The sequence below is a fragment of the Stenotrophomonas sp. PFBMAA-4 genome (assembly GCF_030053215.1).
In the GTDB taxonomy this organism is placed as follows: Bacteria; Pseudomonadota; Gammaproteobacteria; order Xanthomonadales; family Xanthomonadaceae; genus Stenotrophomonas.
Map to the genome: position 1 here is coordinate 22,811 of NZ_JASGBW010000010.1, position 22,271 is coordinate 45,081.

27 protein-coding genes are annotated in these 22,271 nt (G+C 68.0%); 8 read left to right on the forward strand and 19 right to left on the reverse strand.

The window, feature by feature from the left end; genetic code table 11:
• Positions 1–91: 91 nt before the first annotated feature.
• Positions 92–1,315, forward strand: a complete 1,224-nt coding sequence (locus tag QMZ26_RS08405) for a DUF819 family protein (RefSeq protein WP_283221179.1) — start codon at positions 92–94, stop codon at positions 1,313–1,315.
• An 85-nt stretch (positions 1,316–1,400) separates the two neighbouring features.
• Here the strand turns inward: QMZ26_RS08405 and QMZ26_RS08410 are convergent, their stop codons facing one another.
• From QMZ26_RS08410 to QMZ26_RS08430, 5 genes are read right to left on the reverse strand one after another with little or no spacing between them, the layout of a single operon-like run.
• The gene (locus QMZ26_RS08410) at positions 1,401–1,880 is read right to left on the reverse strand and encodes a hypothetical protein (protein ID WP_108746172.1); all 480 of its coding nucleotides are present in this window, start codon (positions 1,878–1,880) and stop codon (positions 1,401–1,403) included.
• Positions 1,881–1,927: 47 nt separating this feature from the next.
• On the reverse strand, positions 1,928–2,188 hold the full coding sequence (minE, locus tag QMZ26_RS08415) for a cell division topological specificity factor MinE (protein ID WP_079221044.1): 261 nt from the start codon (positions 2,186–2,188) through the stop codon (positions 1,928–1,930).
• A gap of 2 nt (positions 2,189–2,190) precedes the next feature.
• Positions 2,191–3,000 (reverse strand): septum site-determining protein MinD, encoded by an 810-nt coding sequence (gene minD / locus QMZ26_RS08420; RefSeq protein ID WP_079221045.1) that lies wholly within the window; start codon positions 2,998–3,000, stop codon positions 2,191–2,193.
• Between the two features lie 35 nt (positions 3,001–3,035).
• The gene (minC, locus tag QMZ26_RS08425; RefSeq protein ID WP_174214104.1) at positions 3,036–3,827 is read right to left on the reverse strand and encodes a septum site-determining protein MinC; all 792 of its coding nucleotides are present in this window, start codon (positions 3,825–3,827) and stop codon (positions 3,036–3,038) included.
• Between the two features lie 8 nt (positions 3,828–3,835).
• Positions 3,836–4,432, reverse strand: a complete 597-nt coding sequence (locus tag QMZ26_RS08430) for a GNAT family N-acetyltransferase (RefSeq protein ID WP_079221046.1) — start codon at positions 4,430–4,432, stop codon at positions 3,836–3,838.
• Between the two features lie 151 nt (positions 4,433–4,583).
• Here QMZ26_RS08430 and QMZ26_RS08435 point away from each other — a divergent pair, with 151 nt between their 5' ends.
• The 4 genes from QMZ26_RS08435 to QMZ26_RS08450 all read left to right on the forward strand — a co-directional run bounded on the left by QMZ26_RS08435 (position 4,584) and on the right by QMZ26_RS08450 (position 8,196).
• On the forward strand, positions 4,584–5,777 hold the full coding sequence (locus tag QMZ26_RS08435; RefSeq protein ID WP_200733373.1) for a sensor histidine kinase: 1,194 nt from the start codon (positions 4,584–4,586) through the stop codon (positions 5,775–5,777).
• Complete coding sequence (locus tag QMZ26_RS08440; protein WP_108746175.1) at positions 5,777–6,418, forward strand: response regulator transcription factor; 642 nt, start codon at positions 5,777–5,779, stop codon at positions 6,416–6,418. Before QMZ26_RS08435 ends, QMZ26_RS08440 begins: the two co-directional genes overlap by 1 nt.
• A 231-nt stretch (positions 6,419–6,649) precedes the next feature.
• The gene (locus QMZ26_RS08445; RefSeq protein WP_079221049.1) at positions 6,650–7,723 is read left to right on the forward strand and encodes an SRPBCC family protein; all 1,074 of its coding nucleotides are present in this window, start codon (positions 6,650–6,652) and stop codon (positions 7,721–7,723) included.
• Positions 7,724–7,824: 101 nt separating this feature from the next.
• Positions 7,825–8,196 carry a DUF423 domain-containing protein gene (locus QMZ26_RS08450; RefSeq protein WP_108746176.1) on the forward strand — a complete coding sequence of 124 codons (372 nt, stop codon included), beginning with the start codon at positions 7,825–7,827 and terminating at the stop codon, positions 8,194–8,196.
• 316 nt (positions 8,197–8,512) lie between these two features.
• On the opposite strand, the gene QMZ26_RS08455 is transcribed toward QMZ26_RS08450, so the two are convergent.
• The 6 genes from QMZ26_RS08455 to QMZ26_RS08480 are packed head-to-tail and all read right to left on the reverse strand — an operon-like array spanning position 8,513 to position 12,492.
• Entirely contained in the window at positions 8,513–9,322 is an 810-nt protein-coding gene (locus tag QMZ26_RS08455; RefSeq protein ID WP_283221180.1) for a M15 family metallopeptidase, read from the reverse strand.
• Between the two features lie 9 nt (positions 9,323–9,331).
• Entirely contained in the window at positions 9,332–9,925 is a 594-nt protein-coding gene (locus tag QMZ26_RS08460) for a PH domain-containing protein (protein WP_283221181.1), read from the reverse strand.
• Entirely contained in the window at positions 9,922–11,211 is a 1,290-nt protein-coding gene (locus tag QMZ26_RS08465; RefSeq protein ID WP_283221182.1) for an alpha/beta fold hydrolase, read from the reverse strand. The genes QMZ26_RS08460 and QMZ26_RS08465 overlap by 4 nt, the downstream gene beginning before the upstream one ends.
• Before the next feature lie 2 nt (positions 11,212–11,213).
• Complete coding sequence (locus QMZ26_RS08470; protein ID WP_079221054.1) at positions 11,214–11,393, reverse strand: DUF4177 domain-containing protein; 180 nt, start codon at positions 11,391–11,393, stop codon at positions 11,214–11,216.
• Complete coding sequence (locus QMZ26_RS08475; RefSeq protein WP_079221055.1) at positions 11,390–11,569, reverse strand: Arc family DNA binding domain-containing protein; 180 nt, start codon at positions 11,567–11,569, stop codon at positions 11,390–11,392. Before QMZ26_RS08475 ends, QMZ26_RS08470 begins: the two co-directional genes overlap by 4 nt.
• 41 nt (positions 11,570–11,610) lie before the next feature.
• On the reverse strand, positions 11,611–12,492 hold the full coding sequence (locus QMZ26_RS08480) for an SPFH domain-containing protein (RefSeq protein WP_079221056.1): 882 nt from the start codon (positions 12,490–12,492) through the stop codon (positions 11,611–11,613).
• A 132-nt stretch (positions 12,493–12,624) separates the two neighbouring features.
• On the opposite strand from QMZ26_RS08480, the gene purT reads away from it, so the two are divergent.
• Positions 12,625–13,812, forward strand: coding sequence for a formate-dependent phosphoribosylglycinamide formyltransferase (gene purT, locus QMZ26_RS08485; protein WP_283221183.1), 1,188 nt, complete (start codon positions 12,625–12,627; stop codon positions 13,810–13,812).
• A gap of 137 nt (positions 13,813–13,949) precedes the next feature.
• On the opposite strand, the gene QMZ26_RS08490 is transcribed toward purT, so the two are convergent.
• The 3 genes from QMZ26_RS08490 to QMZ26_RS08500 all read right to left on the reverse strand — a co-directional run bounded on the left by QMZ26_RS08490 (position 13,950) and on the right by QMZ26_RS08500 (position 16,366).
• Complete coding sequence (locus QMZ26_RS08490; protein ID WP_200734540.1) at positions 13,950–14,108, reverse strand: hypothetical protein; 159 nt, start codon at positions 14,106–14,108, stop codon at positions 13,950–13,952.
• A 249-nt stretch (positions 14,109–14,357) separates the two neighbouring features.
• Complete coding sequence (locus QMZ26_RS08495; protein ID WP_283221184.1) at positions 14,358–15,572, reverse strand: endonuclease/exonuclease/phosphatase family protein; 1,215 nt, start codon at positions 15,570–15,572, stop codon at positions 14,358–14,360.
• A 38-nt stretch (positions 15,573–15,610) separates the two neighbouring features.
• The gene (locus tag QMZ26_RS08500) at positions 15,611–16,366 is read right to left on the reverse strand and encodes an arginyltransferase (protein WP_283221185.1); all 756 of its coding nucleotides are present in this window, start codon (positions 16,364–16,366) and stop codon (positions 15,611–15,613) included.
• 163 nt (positions 16,367–16,529) lie between these two features.
• Between QMZ26_RS08500 and QMZ26_RS08505 the strand changes: the two genes are divergently transcribed.
• Positions 16,530–17,108 (forward strand): EF-hand domain-containing protein, encoded by a 579-nt coding sequence (locus tag QMZ26_RS08505; RefSeq protein ID WP_283221186.1) that lies wholly within the window; start codon positions 16,530–16,532, stop codon positions 17,106–17,108.
• Between the two features lie 59 nt (positions 17,109–17,167).
• Here the strand turns inward: QMZ26_RS08505 and QMZ26_RS08510 are convergent, their stop codons facing one another.
• The 4 genes from QMZ26_RS08510 to QMZ26_RS08525 form a co-directional block, all read right to left on the reverse strand.
• Positions 17,168–18,388, reverse strand: a complete 1,221-nt coding sequence (locus QMZ26_RS08510) for a sigma-70 family RNA polymerase sigma factor (RefSeq protein WP_283221187.1) — start codon at positions 18,386–18,388, stop codon at positions 17,168–17,170.
• A gap of 144 nt (positions 18,389–18,532) precedes the next feature.
• Positions 18,533–19,042 (reverse strand): pathogenicity-like protein, encoded by a 510-nt coding sequence (locus QMZ26_RS08515; protein ID WP_283221188.1) that lies wholly within the window; start codon positions 19,040–19,042, stop codon positions 18,533–18,535.
• A gap of 3 nt (positions 19,043–19,045) precedes the next feature.
• Entirely contained in the window at positions 19,046–19,954 is a 909-nt protein-coding gene (gene tesB / locus QMZ26_RS08520) for an acyl-CoA thioesterase II (protein ID WP_079221063.1), read from the reverse strand.
• Positions 19,955–20,092: 138 nt separating this feature from the next.
• The gene (locus tag QMZ26_RS08525) at positions 20,093–20,869 is read right to left on the reverse strand and encodes an enoyl-CoA hydratase/isomerase family protein (RefSeq protein WP_079221064.1); all 777 of its coding nucleotides are present in this window, start codon (positions 20,867–20,869) and stop codon (positions 20,093–20,095) included.
• A gap of 34 nt (positions 20,870–20,903) precedes the next feature.
• On the opposite strand from QMZ26_RS08525, the gene QMZ26_RS08530 reads away from it, so the two are divergent.
• Positions 20,904–21,350 carry a copper chaperone PCu(A)C gene (locus tag QMZ26_RS08530; protein ID WP_283221189.1) on the forward strand — a complete coding sequence of 149 codons (447 nt, stop codon included), beginning with the start codon at positions 20,904–20,906 and terminating at the stop codon, positions 21,348–21,350.
• A 130-nt stretch (positions 21,351–21,480) separates the two neighbouring features.
• Here the strand turns inward: QMZ26_RS08530 and QMZ26_RS08535 are convergent, their stop codons facing one another.
• The gene (locus QMZ26_RS08535; RefSeq protein ID WP_283221190.1) at positions 21,481–22,230 is read right to left on the reverse strand and encodes an enolase; all 750 of its coding nucleotides are present in this window, start codon (positions 22,228–22,230) and stop codon (positions 21,481–21,483) included.
• Positions 22,231–22,271 lie beyond the last annotated feature (41 nt).

Sequence of the window (22,271 nt, forward strand, 5' to 3'; positions counted from 1 at the left end):
CCATCCGCTTTACTGGTGGGTGCCGACCGTTGGTCGGCACGCCTTTTGCCAACAGCAGCCGAGCATGGCTCGGCTCTACAAGAGCGCCTGCATGATCCAGAACGACATCGTCGTCTTCGGTTTGATCGCCGCCACCCTCGGCGCCGTGTTCTGGACCGCCTCGCGCGAACAGGGTGCGTGGAAGCGCTTCTACACCTTCGTGCCAGCGCTGCTGCTGTGCTACCTCATTCCCGGCATCTACAACACCGTCGGCCTCATCGACGGGCAGAACACCAAGCTCTACAACCCGATCGCGCGCGACATCCTGCTGCCGGCAGCGCTGATCCTGCTCACCCTGGCGGTGGACATCAAGGGCATCCTGCGGCTGGGACCGAAGCTGGTGCTGATGTACCTGGGCGCCTCGGCCAGCATCATGCTCGGCGCGGTGGTGGCCTTCCTGGTGATGCGCGCGATCCATCCCGATACCGTGGCCGGCGACACCTGGGCCGGCATGGCCGCGCTGGCCGGCAGCTGGATCGGTGGCGGCGCGAACATGCTGGCGATGCGCGAAGTCTTCGACGTCAACGCCACCACGTTCGGCCAGTTCGCGGTGGTCGATGTCGGCGTGGGCTATGTGTGGATGGCCGCGCTGATCTTCCTGGCCGGGCGTGCAGCGAAGATCGATGCGCGCAGTGGCGCCGATACCTCGGCCATCGATGAACTGAAAGAACGCATCGCGCGCTTCCAGGCCGAGCACGAGCGCATTCCCAGCCTCACCGACCTGATGCTGATCGTGGCGGTGGCCTTCGGCGGCGTCGGTCTGTCGCACGCCATCGGCGCGCCGCTGGCGGCATGGTTCAAGGTGCATGTCAGCTGGGCATCGCAGTTCAGCCTGGATGCGCCGTTCGTCTGGGTGGTGGTGCTGTCCACCACGCTGGGCCTGAGCCTGAGCTTCACCAGTGCGCGCACCCTGGAAGGGGCGGGCGCCTCGCGCCTGGGCTCGCTGCTGCTGTACTTCCTGATTGCCTGCATCGGCATGCAGATGGACCTGCTGGCGCTGCTGGATCGCCCGTGGCTGTTCCTGCTGGGCATCATCTGGATCGCCGTGCACATCGCCCTGCTCTGGTGCCTGGGCAAGCTGCTGAAGGTGCCGTTCTTCTATTTCGCCATCGGTTCGCAGTCGAACATCGGCGGCCCGGCTTCGGCGCCGGTGGTGGCTGCGGCGTTCCACCCGGCGCTGGCGCCGGTGGGCGTGCTGCTGGGCACGATGGGCTATGCCACCGGCACGTACCTGGCCTACATCGTCGGCATCACCCTGCGCGCGCTGGCCGCGTAGAGGTAGTGCCGGCCGCTGGCCGGCAACCAGGTAATGCTTCACGGGTTCATGAGGTTGCCGGCCTGCGGCCGGCACTACCGATGCATCACGCCACCGGCAACCCGCGTTCGATCAACCACGCACGCGCGTCTTCGGCATCCTGCTCGAACCACGCCTTCGTCGATCCCAGCCGGTACGTATATCCCCACGCATCCATGTCGGCCATCAGCCGCTCGCTGCCCACGCCGGGCAGCTGCCCGGCCAGCACGATCTGCAGGTAGCAGGTGGCGTCTTCCTCCGGCACCGAATCGGTGGCGTCGGTATGCACCTGCGCGCGCCGCTCCGGGGGCAGCACGATCAGGTGGCAGGCCTCATGCAGCATCGAATGCACCGGCGTGTCGTCGCGCACGTAGACGTCGCTGGCGATGATGCCGGCTTCGGGTTCGCCCCAGTAGCTGCCGGGAATGGGCTCGCCGGCCGCGACGTGGTGCAGGCGCAGGTCATGCGCGGCCAGCAGGCGCTGCGCATCGGCGAAGGCGATATCGCCGACGCGGGTCACGTTCGGTTCGGGTGCGGTGTCGGTCATGCGGGGTCACGCGGCCCCGCCCATGCAGGCACGGGCGGGGCAGGGGGTCAGGGTTTTTCCGGGCCTTCAGGCAGCGCCACGGAGATGTCCAGCACGTCGTGCTGGCCATCCTTCACCAGGTCGACCTTTACCGCGTCGACGTCGATGTTGACGTACTTCTTGATCACTTCCAGCAGCTCGCGCTGCAGCAGCGGCAGGTAATCGGGGCCACCGCGGTTGCTGCGTTCCTGCGCGATGATGATCTGCAGGCGGTTCTTCGCGGTTTCGGCGGTGGTCTTCTTCGCTTTGAGGAAATCGAACAGGCCCATGCTTACCCTCCGAACAGCTTGCTGAAGAAGCCCTTCTTCTCGACGTTGGTGAAGCGCATCGGGCGCTCTTCGCCGAGGATGCGTGCAACGGCATCGTCGTAGGCCTGGCCGGCCGCCGATTCACCGTCCAGGATGACCGGCTCGCCCTTGTTGGAGGCATTGAGCACGTCGCCCGATTCGGGGATCACGCCGATGGCCTTCAGGCCCAGCACTTCCTCGACGTCGGCGATGCTCAGCATCTCGCCGCTTTCCACGCGCACCGGGGTGTAGCGGGTCAGCAGCAGGAAGGCCGGCACGTTCTGGCCCGATTCGGCCTTGTGGGTCTTCGAATCCAGCAGGCCGATGATGCGGTCCGAGTCGCGCACCGAGGACACTTCCGGGTTCACCACCACCACGGCGCGGTCGGCGAAGTACATCGCCAGGAAGGCGCCCTTCTCGATGCCGGCCGGGGAGTCGCAGATGATGTACTCGAAGCCGTCGGCGGCCAGGTCCTTCAGGACCTTGCCCACGCCTTCCTGGGTCAGCGCATCCTTGTCGCGGGTCTGCGAGGCAGCCAGCACGTACAGGTTGTCGAAGCGCTTGTCCTTGATGAGGGCCTGCTTGAGGGTCGCTTCGCCGTGCACGACGTTGACGAAGTCGTACACCACGCGGCGCTCGCAACCCATGATCAGGTCGAGGTTGCGCAGGCCGACGTCGAAGTCGATCACGGCCACCTTCTTGCCGCGCCGTGCGAGGCCGCAGGCCAGGCTCGCGCTGGAAGTGGTCTTGCCGACGCCGCCCTTGCCGGAGGTGACTACGATGATTTCAGCCAAAGGACTTCTCCTGATGATTCTGTTTGGGGGCTGCGTCAGTCCAGCGCAGCGATCTTGATCTGGTCCTGTTCCAGCCACACCTGCACGGCCTTGCCGCGCAGGTTGTCCGGCACATCGTCCAGTACCTTGTAATGGCCTGCAATGGCGACCAGTTCCGCATGGAAATCGCGGCAGAAAATACGCGCCGCGGTGTTGCCCTGGGCCCCTGCCAGCGCGCGGCCGCGCAGGGTCCCGTAGATATGGATGCTGCCGTCGGCGATGACCTCGGCGCCTGCGCCGACGGTGGCCATCACGGTCAGGTCGCAGTTTTCCGCGTACAGCTGCTGGCCCGAGCGCACGTTGCCCAGCTGCATGCGGCCCGGCTGCGGCGCGGCCGCATCGGCGGCGTTGCCTACCGGGGCGACCGGAGCCGGTGCCGGTTCGGCCTTGGCGGCACGACGCGGTTCGGCGGCGGGCGGCGCGGGCGGCGGCGGGGCCGGTTCGGCCTCGGCGCGCTCGTACTGGGCGCGGAACTTGGCCAGCAGGGGCAGGCCAAGCTGCTGCGAGAGCAGGTCGACCGCCGTGGTGCCATAGGCCAGTGCCACCGGCAGCACGCCGGCGCTGCGCAGCCCATCCACCAGCGCCTGCGCGGTGGCCGCGTCGGGCACCTGGCTCAGTCCCCCGAAATCGAGGATGACCGCCGCGCGGCCGAACAGCTTCGGCGCACGGTTCACGCGTTCCTGCATTTCCTGCACGAGGCGTTCGACATCAAGGGTACGGATGCGCAGGTTGGCAATGCCCACCTGGCCGATCTTCAGTTCACCGGCCTGTTCGTAATCGAAATTCACCGCCACGCTCAGGTCCCCGTCGGCCGCTGTGCCTGCACCGGCAGCTGCCGGTCACGCGCCCATGCCACATCCGGCAGCTTGCCGCCGTAGGTCTCCTGGACCCACGGGTAGCTGCACAGTTCCTTGGCCAGCATGCTGGCGCGCACGTCGACATGCGGCATGGTGTTCTGGCCAAGCTCGCGGAAGCCGAAGCTGCCGTGGAAGAGCAGGGCGGCATCGGCGCCGTGGTCCAGGAACACCTCGCAGGTCATCTGCGGGTAGCGCAGCTCGGCAAAGCTCTGCGCATCGGCATAGAACGCACGGCCGACGCCACCACCGCGACGGCGGCTGGCGACCACGATGCGGTCGATATAGAAGAAGGGGGTGGCCAGCTGCTGCTTGAACCAGGCGAAGTTGCTGCTGTCGTGCTGGCTGTCGCTGCCGAAGCCGATCAGGAAGCCGGCCAGGTTGCCGTCGCGCTCGGCGACGCGGAAATACTCAGCGGTATCGTAGAACAGGTGCAGGCGTGCGGCATCCAGAGGAAGGATGGCCAGGCCAGCATTGTTGTTCAAAGCCAGGACGGAATCGAGCTCGTGCTCGCGCACGTCGCGGATGACAATCGACATTGTGACTCCGTGGGGTAACGCGGTTGGTCCATCAACGGACCCTGCGCACGATTATTGCATGCCCGGGGCGGGCTGCGGCATGAACAGGGGGAAGGGCAGGCATGACTTCCGCCAGAGTGCAGCGGGCGGGGTTCAACCGTAGAGTGCTGGCATGTTGGGAGTCCTCAGCCATACACGTGTCCTGCGACTGGCCGGCCTGTTTACCTGGGTCATGGTCGGCCTGCCCCTGGCCTACTCGCAGTTCGAGAACCTGCATGCCCGTGCCGACATGGGAGGCTGGGCGGTGCTGCTGTTCCTGGCCTACCTGTCCTTCGGCGCGGCCTACTTCCGGCTGACCCGCTCGCTGCGCAGCGACAGCCACACCACCTGGCTGGACCGTGGCCTGCTGCTGCTGCTCACCGTCTCGGCGCTTGGCGTCAGCTTCCTCAGCGGCTCGGGCCTGGGCAGCATCCTGATGATGGTGGCCGCCGGGGTCATCCCGTGGATGCTCTCGGTGCGGCTGGGCGTGCTGTGGCTGCTGGTCAGCCAGCTGGCAGTGGCGCCGGTCTACTACATGCTGCTGCGCTTCCCGCTGTTCGAGGCGGTGATGCAGTCGCTGCTGTACGGCGGCTTCTCCATGTTCATCTTCGTGACCAGCCTGGTAGCGCGGCAGCAGACCGAGGCCCGCGACGAGCAGCGCCGGCTGAACGCCGAACTGCGCGCGACCCGGGCCCTGCTGGCCGAGAGCGCGCGGGTCAACGAGCGCACCCGCATCTCGCGCGAGCTGCACGACGTGCTGGGCCACCAGTTGACCGCGCTGACCCTGAACCTGGAAGTGGCCGGGCATCTGGCCGAGGGCCAGGCACTGGAACACGTCAAGCGCTCGCATACCCTGGCCAAGCTGCTGCTGGGCAACGTGCGCGAGGTGGTCAGCCAGCTGCGCGAGACCGGTGCCATCGACCTGGCCGCCGCGCTGCGCCCGCTCACCGAGAACGTGCCCTCGCTGGACATCGTGCTGGACGTGGAGGAGCCGCTGAACGTGGAAGACCCGCAGCGCGCCCACGTGCTGCTGCGCTGCACCCAGGAGATCATCACCAACGCGGTGCGCCACGCCCAGGCCCGCCACCTGTGGATCCGGGTGTACCGTGAGGCGCCGGGTCGGGTGGTGGTGGAGGCCAGCGACGACGGCGTCGGCGCGGCGATGGTCAATGCGGGCAATGGCTTGCGCGGCATGCGCGAACGCCTGCAACAATGTGGCGGCCAGCTGCAGGTGGATACCCACCCCGGCGAAGGCTTCCGCCTGCGGGCCACGGTACCGGCAACGGTGCTGGCGGCCCTCACCGAGGTTCCTGAAGGAGTGCGTTGATGATTCGCGTCTGCCTGGTCGATGACCAAACCCTGGTGCGGCAGGGAATCCGCTCCCTGCTGGCGCTCGACGACGGCATCGAGGTGGTGGCCGAGGCCGCCGATGGCCGCCAGGCCGTCGAGCTGGTCCCGCAGGTGCGTCCGGACGTGGTCCTGATGGACATGCGCATGCCGGTGATGTCCGGGCTGGAGGCGCTGCAGGTGCTGTCGCGCCAGGAGCAGCTGCCGCCGACCATCATCCTCACCACCTTCGACGACGACCAGCTGGTGCTGGCCGGGCTGAAGGCCGGTGCCAAGGGCTACCTGCTCAAGGACGTCACCCTGGCGCAGCTGGTCGGTGCCATCCGCACCGTGGCCGACGGCGGCTCGCTGGTGCAGCCGGCGGTGACCCAGCGCCTGCTGTCGGGCCTGGAGCACATGCGCAACGATTTCGTCAGCCTGGACCGCCCGGACCCGCTGACCGACCGCGAAACGGAGATCCTGCGGCTGATGGCCAGCGGTTTCTCCAACAAGGAGATCGCCAATTCGCTGGGGGTCGCCGAAGGGACCATCAAGAACCACGTGTCCAACATCCTGTCCAAGCTGGGGGTGCGCGACCGCACCCGCGCCGTGCTGAAGGCGTTCGAACTCCAGCTGGTCTGAAAAAAGCCTTTTACGACAAAGGCTTGGGAAGAAACCCGGGTGCCGGGCCAGAATGCCCCCCTACATCCAGGGGGGCCGGATGCGTTACTCTTCAAAATCTTTGTCCATACAAATACGCAGCCGGCACGGAAACCGGTGCGCCAATCCGATAACAATGCCTGCGAAGCCTGCTAGGATTGGCGCTTCGCTTCAATCAACCCGGCCGTGGGATCGGCCCCGGAGACTCTCTGAATGACCCGTATTATCGAGTTCCTGATCGCCTTGGGGATCGTGGCTGGCCTGTTCGTCATTATTGGCGTCTGTCTGCCGGGCGAGCGTCACATCACCGAAAGCATCGAGACCAACCGCAAGATGACGATCGTGTACGACACGGTCAACAGCCTGCGCCGCTTCAAGGACTGGAACCCGCTGGTTCTGCGCGATCCCGCCGTTGATCTGAAGCTGTCCGGCCCGGCCTCCGGCAAGGGTGCCACGCTCGACTTCTCCTCCAAGGACCTGGGCAACGGTTCCTGGAAGATCACCGAGTCGGAAGAAAACAAGCGCGTTGTGATCGCCATCGAAGACCCGACCAAGGGCCACGACAAGGTCACCACCTTCACCCTGGAGCCGACCGGCAAGGGTGGCCGTAACGTCAAGATCACCCAGGATTACTCGGTGAAGTACGGCTTCGACCTGTTCGGCCGCTACGCAGGCCTGTATGTCAGCCGCCAGATCGGCGACGACATCAAGATGGGTCTGTCGCGCATGGCGAACATGCTGGCCACCGTGCCGAACGTCGACTACCGCACTGCCGAAGCCCCGCTGACCGATCTGGCCATCGTGGAAGTGCCGGCCGAGGACCTGCTGGTCGTCAACGCCGGTAACGTCGATCGCGGCCAGGAGACGATCACCAAGTCCATCAAGGACAACGAAGAGTGGATCAAGCGCGTGATGGATGCCAATGGCCTCGAAGCCGCTGGCCCGTTCCGCATCATCACCACCGATTTCGGTGCTGAGAAGTACGCCTTCGACATCGCCCAGCCGGTGAAGAAGAAGGGTACCGAAGGCACCGGCGCTGAAGAACTGAGCGTCAAGATCGACGGTGGCGCACCGGTCAAGTACCAGCGCGTTGCTGCGCACCGTTCGGCCCACGCGGCCTACACCGGCCACATGGCTGGCCTGGACGTTGCCCGCAATGCCCTGCGTGCCTGGGCTGTGACCAACGGTTCGGAAGTGATCGATCGCCCGTACGAAACCTGGAAGGACGGTCTGGACAAGTCGTTCACCCCGGAAGGCACCTACGACATCTACTGGGCCGTCAAGTAAGCTTCGGCTGACCCATGTAATGTTGGATACGAAAACGCGCCGCTTCCTGCGGCGCGTTTTTTTTCATCTGCGCCCGGTGGGGCGCTGCGCAAGGAGCAGTGATGTTCAATCCGGAACGACGCGCGCGTAAGCCTTCCTTGCTGGCCTGCCTGGGCGCGCTGCTGGCGGCGGCCTCGATCGGCCTGTCCGCCTACGCCTCGCACGGCGTGGCCGAGCCGCTGGCCCAGCAGCATCTGAACATGGCCGCGCTGTATGCCTTCGCCCACGGTGCGGTGCTGCTGGCGCTGGGGCCGCGCGCACAGGGGGCAATCGCCCACCTGGGGCTGTATGCGCTGCTGCTGGGCGTGCTGCTGTTCTCCGGCAGCCTGGCCGGCGCGGCGCTGTGGCAGTGGCCGACGCGGCTGGCACCGGTGGGTGGCACCACGTTGATGGCGGGCTGGGTGCTGCTGGCGTTCAATGCGCTGAGGCGCTGACGGCCGTTGCGACTACGGCCGCGTTGTAGAGCCGAGCCCACGCTCGGCTGCGTTTGATCGGGCCGGCGCAGCAGCCGAGCATGGGCTCGGCTCTACAGTGATCCGCCTTGTAGAGCCGAGCCCACGCTCGGCTGCGTTTGATCGGGCCGGCGCAGCAGCCGAGCATGGGCTCGGCTCTACAGTGATCCGCCTTGTAGAGCCGAGCCCACGCTCGGCTGCGTTTGATCGGGCCGGCGCTACGGCCGCGTTGTAGAGCCGAGCCCACGCTCGGCTGCCTTTGATCGGGCCGGCGCAGCAGCCGAGCATGGGCTCGGCTCTACAGTGATCCGTTCCAGCACCAGTGCCACGGCTCGTAGACGATGCCGTGCGGGTTGTCGCGCGGGTAGCTCAGGCTGAAGCCATGGGTGCCGGCGTGCGCCTGCAGCCAGGCAAACGCGTCCGTCGCCTCGAAGGTTTCCTCGGCCGGCGCGTCGCCCGGCGTGCCGATGTCCAGCGCATGGCCGCTGTGGTGTTCGCTGAAACCCGGTGCCGCGTTGACCTTGAGGATGTCCGCCACGCCCAGGCCACGGGCCAGCTTCCGTTCGAAGATGCCCAGCTGGTAGGCGTGGCTGCGGAAGCCGGAGATCGCATCCAGTGCCACGCCGTCGCGCGCGGCGTGCAGGCGCATGCGCCGCCAGCCCTGCGCGGCGCCACGGCGCAGCCACAGCGGGCGGCCGAAGCGGTCACGACCGGCGAAATGCAGCACACAGGGTTCGGCCTCCAGGGCCAGGCCGCTGTCCTGCGCGTATTCCTGCGCATCCAGCCCCAGCTGCTGCAGGCGCTGCTGCAGGCCGGCCAGCGGCAGCCACTGCGCCTCCAGGTGCGCCGCAAATGGGCGCGCCCCGGCGCCGCCCTCCAGCAGCGCCAGCGCTTCGTCCACGCCGGGTTCGCGCGGCAGGTGCGGCACCAGTGAGTGCACGCCCTGTGGCAGTACCGCGGCCAGGTAACGGCCATCAAGCTTGCGCCGCAGCACCCAGCGCGCACGTGCCAGCAGGCGCGCATCCAGGTTGCTGCGCGCGCGCAGCAGGGCGGCCGGCCACAGTTCCACGGCCTCGGTGTTGATCAGCAGGGGGGCGCGACGGTGCATGCCCGCAGCTTACTGCGGTGGCGCGGTCGCAGCCACCTTGCGCAGTGCGTCCAGCAGGGCCTGCGGCCGGTCCAGGCTGAGCAGCAGCGTGCTGCCGCCGCGCACCGGAATCACCAGCGTGTGCTTGCGGTCGGTGACCAGGGCAAAGCCCTTGCTGCCACCCTGCAGGCGGAAGTGCCCGGAATAGAAGCCTGGCATCGAGTAGCCGTTGGTCTTAAGGCGCAGGCCATAGCGGCGGTCACGGCTGAGGTCGACCACTTCGGCCTGGTCCAGCTGCATCTGCGCGACCGGCGTGCGACGCCGGTACAGCGTCGAGCGCACGTCCAGCACATCACCGTCCAGGCTGACCCGGCGGCGGAAGAACGTAGCGCCCAGGCCGGCGCCGATCAGCACCAGCGTCGCCAGGCTCCAGGCGGCGCTGCCCCACATCCGGAAGAACGGCGGCGACAGGGTGATCTCCATCCACGGCGCATCGGCGGGTGCGTCCTTCAGTTCGGCCCAGACACAGAGGGCGAAGACCACCAGCACCGGACCGAGGATCCACAGCACGCGCAGCGGCGAACTTTCGGCAACGTCGAACGTGCGTGGGTCGCTACCGCTCATCGCTGCGCCTCCACCCAGCGCGCCACGTCGGCAATCAGGGTCGTGTCGACGTGCCCCGGCTGCGCGTACTCCTTCAGCGAGCTGGGGCCGCTGCCGGCCACGCCGATATGGTTCAGGGCCGGGTAGGCCTGCCACTGCACATCCCTGCGGCCCTGCAGCGCCTGCTTCCACAGCTGCCAATCGGCGTCGGGCACCTGGAAATCGCGACCGCCGTGCAGCATCAGCAGGGGCTTGTGCAGCGCCTTGGCATCGCCACGTGCGTTGACCGCTTCGATGCTCTTCCAGAACGTCTGCGGCACGCCCAGCGGCAGTTCGCTGGCGGCGACCGGGGCGCTGCCACGGGCAGCGGCGATCTGTGCGTCCAGTTTGTCCAGGAATGCCTGTTCCGGCGCGCTGATGTCACCGTCCAGGCCGAGCAGGTAGCGGTTCTGCTCGGGCAGCAGGTCCAGCAGGGTGCGTGCCGGTGCCGCCCACAGGATCGCGCCACGCGCCTGCGGCCAGCGGCTGGCGATGCGCGGGGCGAGCATGCCGCCTTGGCTGTGGCCGAGCACGAAGACGCGGCGGGCATCGATGCGCGGATCGGCGGCGAGCGCGGCAAGGGCCGCAACGGCGTCGTCGGTGGTTTCATCATCGACGGTGAAGCTGCCGCCGCGGAAATCCTGCGGGTGGGCAAAGGTGCGCTTGTCGTAGCGCAGCACGGCGATGCCCTGTGCGGCCAGGCCGCGTGCGATGTCCAGGAACGGGCGGCTGGCACCGATGGTTTCGTCACGGTCCTGCGGGCCCGAGCCATGCACCAGTACCACGGCCGGGAAGGGGCCCTTGCCTTTGGGCAGGGCCAGCGTACCCGGCAATGCGCCGCGCGCCTGCGGCACGCTGAAATCCGCCTCGCTGTAGTTCGCGTCGGCCGGCGGCGGCGCTGCCTTGGCTGCCGGGGCAGGGCGCAGCAGCAGGCCGGCCACCTTGTCCTGCGCGTCCACCGCCACCTGCGCGATCACTGCGCCGCTGGCGAATTGCAGCGGCACTTCCACCAGGTGCATGCCCTGCTGCTCGCTGCTGTGGGCGGTGCCACGCTGCTTCAGTTCACCCAGCGACTGCCACAGCCCCTGCAGCTTTTCGGCCGGCACGGCGCTGGCCATCTTCTCGGTGAACATCGCTTCGGCCTCGGCGATGCGCCCGGCCTGCAGGTGGTCCAGCAGCTGCGTGGCGACCTGCTGCGGCTCGGCGGCCAGGGCGCCGCCGCTGAAGGCGGCCAGTGCGACGGCGAACAGGGTGGGGCGCAGGCGCATGGTCACTGCTCCTTCTTGAAGACCAGCATGGCCGGGCGCATCGGCGCCGGGATGATGATGTTGACCAGTTCCCAGCCGAGCTGGCCCTGGCGGTTCAGCTCAGCCTGGATGTCCTCCGGCTTCTGCAGGCCCATCAGCGACGTTTTGACTTCGACAGTCAGGTAGCTCCAACGCTTGCTCATTCCTTGTCCTCCGACGATGGCTTGGGTTTCGGCAGGCGTCCTGCCTTGCGCAGGGCGTCGCGCAGCACGTATTCGATCTGCGCGTTGAGGCTGCGCAACTCGTCGTCAGCCCAGCGCTGCGCGGCGGCCAGGACATCGGCGTTGATACGCAGCGGATAGGCTTTCTTCTCACTCATGCAAGCTCCTGGCGGGGCGGTGGGGCGCCCCGTTGCGAGGTTCAGTACAGCGAACCAGCGTTGACGATCGGCTGGGTGCCACGGTCCGAGCACAGCACGGTCAACAGGTTGCTGACCATGTGTGCCTTGCGCTCCTCATCCAGCTGCACCACGCCGTTCTTCTGCAGTTCGGCCAGGGCCATTTCGACCATGCCCACCGCGCCGGCGACGATGCGGGTACGGGCGGCGATGACCGCGTTGGCCTGCTGGCGCTGCAGCATCGCCTGGGCGATTTCGGCGGCATAGGCGAGGTGGCTGATGCGCGCGTCGATCACCTGCACGCCGGCATCGGCCAGGCGCTCGGCCAGCTCGTTCTTCAGGTGCAGGGAAATCTCGCTGGCGTGGCTGCGCAGGGCCAGCTGTCCTTCTTCATGCTGGTCGTAGGGGTAGCTGGTGGCCATCGCGCGCAGCGCCGATTCGGACTGGATGTGCACGAAGCTTTCGTAGTCGTCCACGTTGTAGACCGCCTCGGAGGCATCGATCACCTGCCAGACGATCACCGCAGCGATCTCGATCGGGCTGCCGTCCAGCTCGTTGACCTTCAGCTTGCCGCTTTCGAAGTTGCGCACGCGCTGGCTGACCCGGCGCTTGCTGTAGAAGGGGTTGTTCCAGCGCAGGCCGTTGTCCTTGACGGTCCCCACGTACTTGCCGAACAGGCTCAGCACGGCGGCCTGGTTGGGCTGCACGGTGTACAGGCCGGCCATGGCGAACAGCGCCAGCGCGCCGATCAGCAGCCCGCCGAACAGCATCACCAGGTTGGGCGAGCCGGTGCTGGCCTTGGCCGCGATGCCGAGCACGAACAGCGCGCCGCCTGCCAGTACGACCAGCAGGGCGAGGGCCAGCATGCCCAGGCCGTTGGGGGAGGAGAGCGACTTCTCTTTCATGGCGGTACGTCCTTGAGGGTTCGATGAAAAGATATCAAATTGATATCAGTCCGCAAGTGCCGTTCGTCGGCTGGCCGGGGGTAGACCGGCTAGAATGCCCACCCGCCTTCACATCGCTGCCGGACCCCCGCCATGGCCAAGCTTGGAACCCCGTTGTCCCCCTCCGCTACCCGCGTACTGCTGCTGGGTTCGGGCGAACTTGGCAAGGAAGTGGCCATCGAACTGCAGCGCCTGGGCGTGGAAGTGATTGCCGCCGACCGCTATGCCGATGCGCCGGCGATGCAGGTCGCGCACCGCTCGCACGTGATCGACATGCTCGATGCGATGGCGCTGCGTGCGCTGATCGCCCAGGAGCAGCCGCACCTGGTGGTGCCGGAAATCGAAGCCATCCACACCGAGACCCTGGTCCAGCTGGAACAGGAGCAGGGCCTGCGGGTGATCCCGACCGCGCGCGCTGCACGCCTGACCATGGACCGTGAAGGCATCCGCCGCCTGGCTGCCGAAACCCTGGGCCTGCCGACCTCGCCGTACCGCTTCGTCGATACCGAAGCCGAGTACCGCGCCGCCGTGGCCGCCATCGGCCTGCCGTGCGTGGTCAAGCCGGTGATGTCCTCCTCGGGCAAGGGCCAGAGCACCCTGCGCAGCGAGGCGGACATCGCCCCGGCGTGGGACTACGCGCAGACCGGTGGCCGCGCCGGTGCCGGCCGCTGCATCGTCGAAGGATTCATCGACTTCGATTACGAGATCACCCTGCTGACCGTGCGCCACGCCGGCGGCACCTCGTTCTGCGCGCCGATCGGCCATCTGCAGAAGGACGGCGACTACCGCGAAAGCTGGCAGCCGCAGCCGATGTCCAGCGCCGCGCTGGCGCGTGCCGAAGAGATTTCGCGCGCGATCACCGACGACCTCGGTGGTTGGGGCCTGTTCGGCGTTGAGCTGTTCGTGAAGGGCGACGAGGTGTGGTTCAGCGAAGTGTCGCCGCGCCCGCACGACACCGGCCTGGTCACCCTGGTCTCGCAGGAACTGAGCGAATTCGCCCTGCATGCACGCGCCATCCTTGGCCTGCCGATTCCGGTGATCCGCCAGAGCGGCCCGTCGGCCTCGTGCGCGCTGCTGGCGCATGGCGAGGGCGTGCCGTACTTCAACAACGTGGCCGCCGCGCTGCAGGTGCCGGATACCGCCGTGCGCCTGTTCGGCAAGCCGAGCGTGCATGGCCACCGCCGCGTGGGCGTGACCCTGGCGCGCGCGGAAACCATCGACCAAGCGCGTTCGATCGCGCGTGATGCCGCCGACGCCATCGGCGTCGAGCTGCGCCCGTAAAACGGTAGCGCCGGGCCATGTCCGGCGCGGACCGTCTGTAGAGCCGAGCCCACGCTCGGCTGCTTTTCCAGGGCGCTGCACACCTGCGCAGCCGAGCATGGGCTCGGCTCTACAACATCCTCAGCAGACGGTAGCGCTCAGCGATGGCGCCAGGGCAGCACGGTCACGTGGATCATGGCCACCGCCCACAGCACCGAGCCATACATCCACCAGGTGCCGAAGCGGTCGGCGTAGCCCTTCCAGCAGGCGACACCCGCCGGTATCAATCCGATCAGGACCAGGGCTGCCAGTTGCATCAACCGCGGCTCCACGCAGCACGCCACGGCGACGGTACTGAAAACCGCAAGAATGAGTACCACGTTCCTGTGCACTGCCCACCCCCGGCATCGTGTCCTTCTGCCAGCAATCTAGCAGAACGGAAAAAGGGGCGGGGGAGCAGCCGAGCATGGGCTCGGCTCTACACCATCCCAGGCAGGCGGTAGCGCCGGGCCATGCCCGGCGGCCGCATCCCGGTGGGTACCGACCGTTGGTCGGTACGTTCTCCGTTACCGCACGTCCACCCACACCAGGTGGTGGTCGCTGCCGTCGGCGATCTTCGCTTCCGGGCTTTCATTGGCCGGCCAGAACACGCCGCTGCCGACGTACTCGAAGCCGGTCGAGGGCAGTACGTAGTCCAGGCGCATCGTGCCGGACTTCGGGCCGAAATCGCCGGTGGCATGGAACGGCGCACCCTTGCGCACGATGCCCTTGGCCGCATAGGCCAGGCTGGTCTGCTCGCCACCGATGCTGCGCGGGGTGGGGTAGCGCAGCACGCGCGCATTCTCGATCAGGTTGACGATGGCGTCGTGGCGGCCATCACCGTCCACCGGATCGTTGTTCAGATCGCCGAAGATCACAAAGCGCGCATCCTGGGCCAGGCCGCCGCAGTGGCCCTTGTCATCGCACAGCCAGGGCTTGTCGCCGGCCGACAGGTATTCCTGCCACAGGCGCAGTTCGTCGTGGTTGCGCGCGGCATTGCGCTTTTCCGGGCCATCGAACACCGGCGGGGTCGGGTGCGAGACCAGGGCGTGGACCACGCCGGTGGGGGTCTTCACCGGCACGTCCCAATGCGACTTCGAGGACAGGCGCAGCTGCGACCACACCTGGTCGTTGTAGAAGCTCTTGCCGGTGCGCGGGTCGACCGGACGGATCGCGCCGGGCATCGTGCTCCACTTCAGCAGCTGGAAGCTGCGCACCTTGGCTTCGTCGATCGGGTAGCGCGACAGCACCAGCATGCCGTACTGGCCCGGGTGCAGGCCGTAACCCCAGGCATCGTTGCCACGGCTGCGGCCTTCGCCGCCCACCACGCCGTTGCCGTCCAGGTCCAGGCCGCTGGGCACGCCGGTGTTGACCGGCGCCAGGTAGCGGTAGGCGAAGTGCAGCGGCTTGCCGCCACCGGGCTGGGCCGCTTCCAGGTAGCGCTTCTGGAACAGGTCGGCGGCGCGGTGCGCGTCGTCGAAGTCGAACTCGTTCAGCAGCACCAGGTCCGGGCGCACCTGCTGCAGCACCGCAGCGATCTTGCGCGCGTGCTCGCTGTCGCCTTCCAGTTCCTTGATCAGGCCGCCGGCATCATCCGAATACAGCGAGGTGTTGTAGGTGGCCAGGCGCAGCGTCGAGGGCGGCTTTTCGGTCATCGCAGGGGACTTGGCGTAGGCGGGGGCGCTGGCGCCGCAGAGCAGGGCCAGGGCGAGGATCAGGGGATGGCGGCGGGTGATGTTCATGGGCCGTATTGTGCACCCGGCCCGGTGTCAGCGGTTTGTCAGCGTCCGTCCAGTTCGCTGTCGAAATCATGCCAGCGGCGGCCGTCGTAGGCCTCCAGCGGGCGGTAGCGGCGCTTGTAGTCCATCTTCTGGTGGTCGCGGATCCAGTAGCCGAGGTAGAGGTGCGGCAGGCCCTCGCGCCGGGCCCACTCGATCTGCTGCAGGATGGCGAAGGTGCCCAGGCCGCGGGCGGCATGGTCCGGGTCGAAGAAGGTGTAGACCGCCGACAGGCCGTGCTCGGTCACGTCGGTCACCGCCACCCCCAGCAGCTGGCTGGGCTGGCCGTCGTGGCCGGGCAGGCGCATTTCCAGGAAGCGGGTATGCGACCAGCTGCCGATCAGGAACTGCTCGAACTCGTGCGGACCGTGGTCATCCATGCCGCCCTTGGCATGGCGGTGGGTGAGGTAGCGGTGGTAGAGGTCGAACAGGTCCTGGCGCGGCATGGCGGCGGTGATGCGCACCTCCAGGTCGGCATTGCGCGCGGCGCAGCGGCGCTGGCTGCGGTCGGCGGCAAAGCGCGCCACCGGGATGCGCACGGCCACGCAGGCATGGCACTGCGCGCAGTGCGGGCGGTAGACCAGGTCACCACTGCGGCGGAAGCCCCAGCTCAGGGCCAGCGGGTACAGCCCGCCCAGGCGGCGGTCCTGCGGATCCAGCACCAGATCGCGCGCAACGCGGTCCGACCAGTACCCGCAGGGGTGCTCGCCGGTCTGGAACAGTCTCAGTTCGTCGTCTCTGTCGCCGTGGATCGCCATGGGCACAGCATAGCCCCAGCGTGTCGCAATGGCCGCGACTGTCCGCCGGATGAACGGAACCGGCGTCTGCGTCAACCGATGCCGCGGCCAGGCGTTGTTGTCCCCCGAGGGTGAAGTGATCGCCTCGACGCAACACCGCAATCCCCCTACCAGGAGTGACTCCATGATCCGTACCCCCCTGCTGCTGGCCCTGCTGCTGGGCACCTCCGCCACCGGCATCGCCCTGGCCGCCGATACCCCGGCCACGGCCGCGGCCAATGCCCCGGCGCAGCGCCATGCCACGCTGGACACCAATGGCGATGGCGTCATCGACCGCAGCGAAGCCGCCGCCAACCCGCGCCTGGCCGCGAAGTTCGACGCGCTGGACAAGAACAAGGATGGCAAGCTGTCGCGTGACGAGCTGCCGCGCTGGAAGCATGGCCGTCGCGGTGGCCATGGCGCCTGGATGGCCAAGCTGGACGTGAACAAGGACGGCCGCATCAGCCGCGAGGAAGCCAAGGCCGACCCGCGCCTGGCGGCGCGTTTCGACCAGATGGACGTCAACAAGGACGGCTACCTGGACAAGGCCGACCGCGAGCTGCGCATGAAGCAGCATCGTGATGCCTGGTTCGCTGCCGCCGATACCAACAAGGATGGCCAGCTGAGCAAGGCCGAGTTCGATGCCGCCAAGGGCCCGATGCATGGCGGCCCGCGCCACGGTGGCCCGCGTGATGGCAACGCACCGAAGCCGCCGCGCAACTGATCGCACGCACCCCAGGAACCTGCATCGCCGGCATCATGCCGGCGATGTTTGTTTGCGGGTCAGGCCAGCGATTCCAGCCAGTGCACGCCGGCGACGACCAGCAGCATCAACACGCAGCAACTGATGATCGCCGAGCGCCCGTACATGGATTCGTACACCCAGTTGCGGCCCGTGCGTCCGCGTCGCGCGTTGTCGCGGGCGATCAGTGGCGCCATGATCCGCTGCAGCGGCCCCAGGCACTGGTAGCTGACCACGCCCATGCCCAGCAGCAGCGACGAGGTCATCACCCACGTCGGCGCCTTCAGCATTTCGCCGATCAGCACCGCCAGGCAGGTGCCCATCGCGGTGAAGGTGCTGTAGCGCACGAAGCGCATGATCTGCGCCTGTTCGATCGCCGTTTCGGTGAAGCGCAGCAGGTAGCGCCCGCCGAGATAGCAGCCGACGAAGCCGCCGATCACCCCGCCGACCACCAGGCCAGCGTTGAAGCCGCTGCCGACCAGCGGGCTCTCGCCGATGGCTGCCGTCAGCGAGCCCAGCGCAGTACCACCGGCGGCGCTGACGCCGCCCAGGCCCAGCTTGCTGCCACCCACGCCCACGCCGGTACCCAGCAGTATCGCCGCGCTGGCCGTACCGGGCGCGGCGATCAGCACCATCGAAACCACCGTCGTCGCGAAGGCGGCGCTCGGCGCACTGCTGCGGGCGAATTCGCCGAAACGCTGCAGCAGGCCGTCGCGTACCTGCGCGCGGGCGCGCGACAGGCGCTTGCGCACGGCCGCGTCGCTCAGGCCCAGCAGGTCGGCCACCTGCTGCGAGCGCTGGCCCTCACGGTAGTAGAGCAGCAGCACTTCGCGGCTGTCGGTGGGCAGGGCGGAGATGATGTCCTCGGCGGCCACTTCTTCTTCCAGCCGCTGCAGGCGGTCGGCGGCGCAGGGCGCGGGGTCGGCGGCCATGCCCAGGGCCACGTCGGCGGCGTCGCCGGTCAGCGGGCGGCCGCGCTGCGCGCGCAGCCAGTCGCGGGCCAGGTTGCGGGTGATCTGCCGCAGCCACGGCAGGAAGCTGGTGGAACTGCGCAGCCGGTGCAGCTGCTGCCAGCCTTTGACGAAGGCCTCCTGGGCGATGTCCTCGCTGGCGTGGCGGTCGCGGGTGATCGCCAGGGCGATGGCGGTCACCGTGTTCTGGCAGGCCAGCACGATGCGCCCATACGCCTGCTGGCAGCCATCACTGGCGGCCGGCAGCTCGCGTTCCAGCGTCTCGTCGATCGTTGCAGCGAAGGTCGTCATGGCGGCAGCTCCTGCTGGGATTGTGTCCCAAGACGGCGCTGCGTGCAGTTTGTGACCGGTCCGCTTCCCGGTAGCGCCGGGCCATGCCCGGCGGCTTGTCTGTCCGCTGCGCTCGCCGGGCATGGCCCGGCGCTACCGGCTTCGTCAGGTTGACGGCTGGATGCGGATGCGGATTTCTTCTTCTTCCGGTTCAGCCTGCGGGGCGGTGGGTGCCGGCTGTGGCTGCACCTGCGGGGCCGGGGCCGGGGCAGCGGGGGCCGGGGCGCCGCGGTGGCGCAGGCCGATCACCAGCGCCACGCCGGCGATCACCACCAGCAGGGCGATGCGGATGCGCCAGGCCCAGCCGCGGCCACTGCCCGAGGTCTCGGCGGTATCGCGGAAGGCGAACTCGGCCGTGGGGTGGTCGCGGCGGGTGGTGTCGAGCAGGCGTGCGTCGCGCAGGATCTCGCGCGCACGCGGCTGGTCATCGGCACGCACGATCCAGACCGCCGGATAGCCCTGGCTGTTGCCCAGGTCGGTATAGCTGAACTGGCCACGGCGGCGGGTCTTGTACGAGCGGCCGTTGGTGACCTTCACTTCGATGTCGTGGCTGCGCAGCAGCTCGGCCACGCCCTCGACGGTTTCCACGCGTTGGCTGCTGAAAATCTGGCGCATTGCTTACTCCTTGGCCGGCACGGCGGCGGCGGCATCCTGGTCCGGCACCACGCGGATCAGGCCTTCCTGGGCGGTGCTGGCCACCAGCACGCCATCACGGGTGAAGAACTGGCCGCGGGCCAGGCCGCGCGAATCCTGCGCGCTGGGGCTGTCCAGCGAGTACAGCAGCCAGTCGTCGGCGCGGAACGGGCGGTGGAACCAGATCGCGTGGTCGAGCGAGGCCATCTGCACGTGCGGGTGGTAGTAGCTGATGCCGTGCGGGAAGGTGGCCGTGCCCAGCAGGTGGAAATCCGAGGCATAGGCCAGCAGGGCCTGGTGCAGCTCGGGCGCATCGCCCACCGGTTCGCTCAGGCGCAGCCAGACCTGGTGGTAAGGCGGGCGCTTGGGCGGGTTCAGTTCGTCGCGCGGGTACACGTGGCGGAACTCGAACGGGCCACCACGCGAGAGCCAGCGCTGCACCTTGATCGGCAGCCGCTCCAGCACCTCGGCCGGCAGCGGGCGGTTCGGCTCGATGTCCTCCGGCTGCGGCACCTCGGGCATCTTGTGCTGGTGCTGGGCACCGGTTTCGGCCTGCTGGAACGAGGCCGCGCAGAAGAAGATCACCTTGCCGTGCTGGATCGCGGTGACCCGGCGCACGGAGAAGCTGCCGCCATCACGGGTGCGGTCCACGTCATAGACGATCGGGTGGTCGATGTTGCCGGCACGCAGGAAATAGGCGTGCAGCGAGTGCACGTGGCGGCCGTTGTCGACCGTGGCCTGTGCCGCCGCCAGCGCCTGGCCCAGCACCTGGCCGCCAAACACGTACTTGGTGCCGATGTCGCGGCTCTGCCCGCGGAACAGGTTGTCCTCCAGCCGCTCCAGGGTGAGCAGGTCGATCAGCTCGGAGACGACGGGTTCGGGCGTGTCGTTCAAGGGGGCGGCCACAGCAATGAAGAAGGCTCGATTATACCGGTCAGGGGTGGCCCATCATCGGTAGTGCCGGCCGCTGGCCGGCAGCCTCGTGATCCTCTGGGGTGCCTGCGGCTGCCGGCCAGCGGCCGGCACTACCGTTTACTTGCCGAGCCGGGCCACCAGCGCCTGCAGGGCGTTCTGCGCATCCGGCGCGAACCAGGCTTCGACGAAGCGGTCCAGCTGGATCAGGTCCGGGTGCAGCGCCTCGTGCAGGTCGGCACGGGCGATGGCGCGGGTCAGCAGCATCGGCTGGCGCGGCTGCCTGAGCAGGTTCTGCAGCCAGGCGATGGCGCGTGCCACCACCAGGTCGCCCTCTGCCAGTTCATCCACCAGGCCGATCTGCAGCGCCTGTTCGGCCGGCACCAGCGCGCCGGTGCTGAGCAGGATGCCGGAGCGGTGCACGCCCACGGCGCGGCGCAGCAGGCGCTGGATGCCTTCCGGCGCCACCAGGCCCACCTGCACCTCGTTCAGGCCGATGGCATACGGGCGGGCCGGGTCGGCGCTGCGCGCCATCACCCGGTAATCGCAGCACAGCGCCAGCACGCAGCCGCCGGCCGGCGCATGGCCGGTGAGTGCCGCCACCACCGGGATGCGGCTCTCGGCCACGGTACGCACCGCGCCGAAGAAGGCGTTCCAGCTGTCCAGCAGCTTGTGCTTGTCATCGCCGTGGGAGAGCAGGTGCGGCACGTCCATGCCGCCGGTGAAGATGCGCTCGCTGCCCGACAGCACGATGCCGTGCACGTCCTCGGCCATGGCCAGTTCGACGGCGTGGATCAGCTGGCGGCACAGTTCGGTGTCCAGTGCATTGACCGGTGGCCGCGCCAGGCGCAGTTCGCGGATGGGGCCATGGTTGATCACCTCGATGAGCGTCGTCATGCTGCGGTCTCGTTGCGGACAGGAATCTGAGGCGATGATAACCAAACCATTCGTTGGCGTATTGTGGCTGCTGTGTGCGGGCGCAGCATCGGCGGCGAGCGCCGTGCCAGCCTGCGTCACCGTGCAGCAGGGCTGGGCACGCCTGCCACCCAACCCGGCCATGCCGATGACCGCCGGCTACGGCGTGATCCACAACGGCTGCGCGAAAGCGGTGGCCATCACCGGTGCGCGCAGTGCCCGCTTCGCTGACGTGTCGCTGCACGAAACCACGATCGTCGATGGGGTCAGCCGCATGCGTGCGGTCGAGCGCCTGCCGCTGGCGCCGGGCGCCCGCGCCGAGCTCAAGCCCGGTGGCCTGCACCTGATGCTGATGGAGGGCAAGGGCGCGTTGAAGGAAGGCGAGGCCGTGCCGCTGCAGCTGCAGCTGGAGGGCGGTGGCGAGGCCAGCGCGACGTTGGCGGTGCGCACGGCCGAGCCGTAAGGGGATGGTGGTGCCGGCCGCCGTAGAGTCGAGCTTGCTCGACTGCTCCGGCCAACAGCAGTCGAGCAAGCTCGACGCTACGAAGCGCAGGCGACACACCCGGTAGCGCCGGGCCATGCCCGGCGGGGATTTACGACCAGTCGAACGTAAACAGGACCGTGCGGCTGTGCGGTTCGTAGAACATCACGATCGCATCGGCACCGGCCGCGACCCAGTGGCTGGCCGGCACGCTGGCCACATGGAAGAACGCATGGCCGTCGCGGGTCAGCTGCAGGCCATCGTCAGGCAGGTGGCTGCTGTCATTGCGGAAACGCAGGCTGCCACGCTGCCGGTAGCCGGCCAGATCCTGCAGCTGGAATGCCGCAGGCAGCGGGGCGTAGTCGGACCAGTTGCCGAACCAGATCGGACCGCCCAGTTGCTGCAGCCATGCCTGTTCGTCCAGTTCGCCCTCGCCGTAGCGCGAGCAGCTGGCCAGGCGCCCATGCTGCAGGAAATGCGCACGCGCCTTGGCATGGCTCTCGCGCATTTCGACGATGTGGGCGCGGGCCTCTTCTCCCTCCACCGCCTCGCCCAGGAAATAGTCCTGGGTGCCCAGGAAGCGCATTTCGTTGGCCGCGGTCAGCTCGAAGGCGATCCAGTTGATGCCGGTGAACGCGTTGTGGTGCGCGGTGGTGTCGTCACCGATACAGCCTTCATAGGGTTCGATCGGGCACAGCAGGGTGGCCATCTGGCCGGCCAGCTCCGGGCGCAGCTCGCCCAGGTCGATCTTCAGCAGCGGCAGGAAGTGCTGGCCGAGCCAGGCCTGGTCGGCGGGGAAGACGTCGGCGGGGAAGGGGACCATGCCGGGCAGCAGGTCCTGCAGATCGGTGTGGTGGATCATCTCAGTCCTTTGAATTGCCACGGTAGCGCCGGGCCATGCCC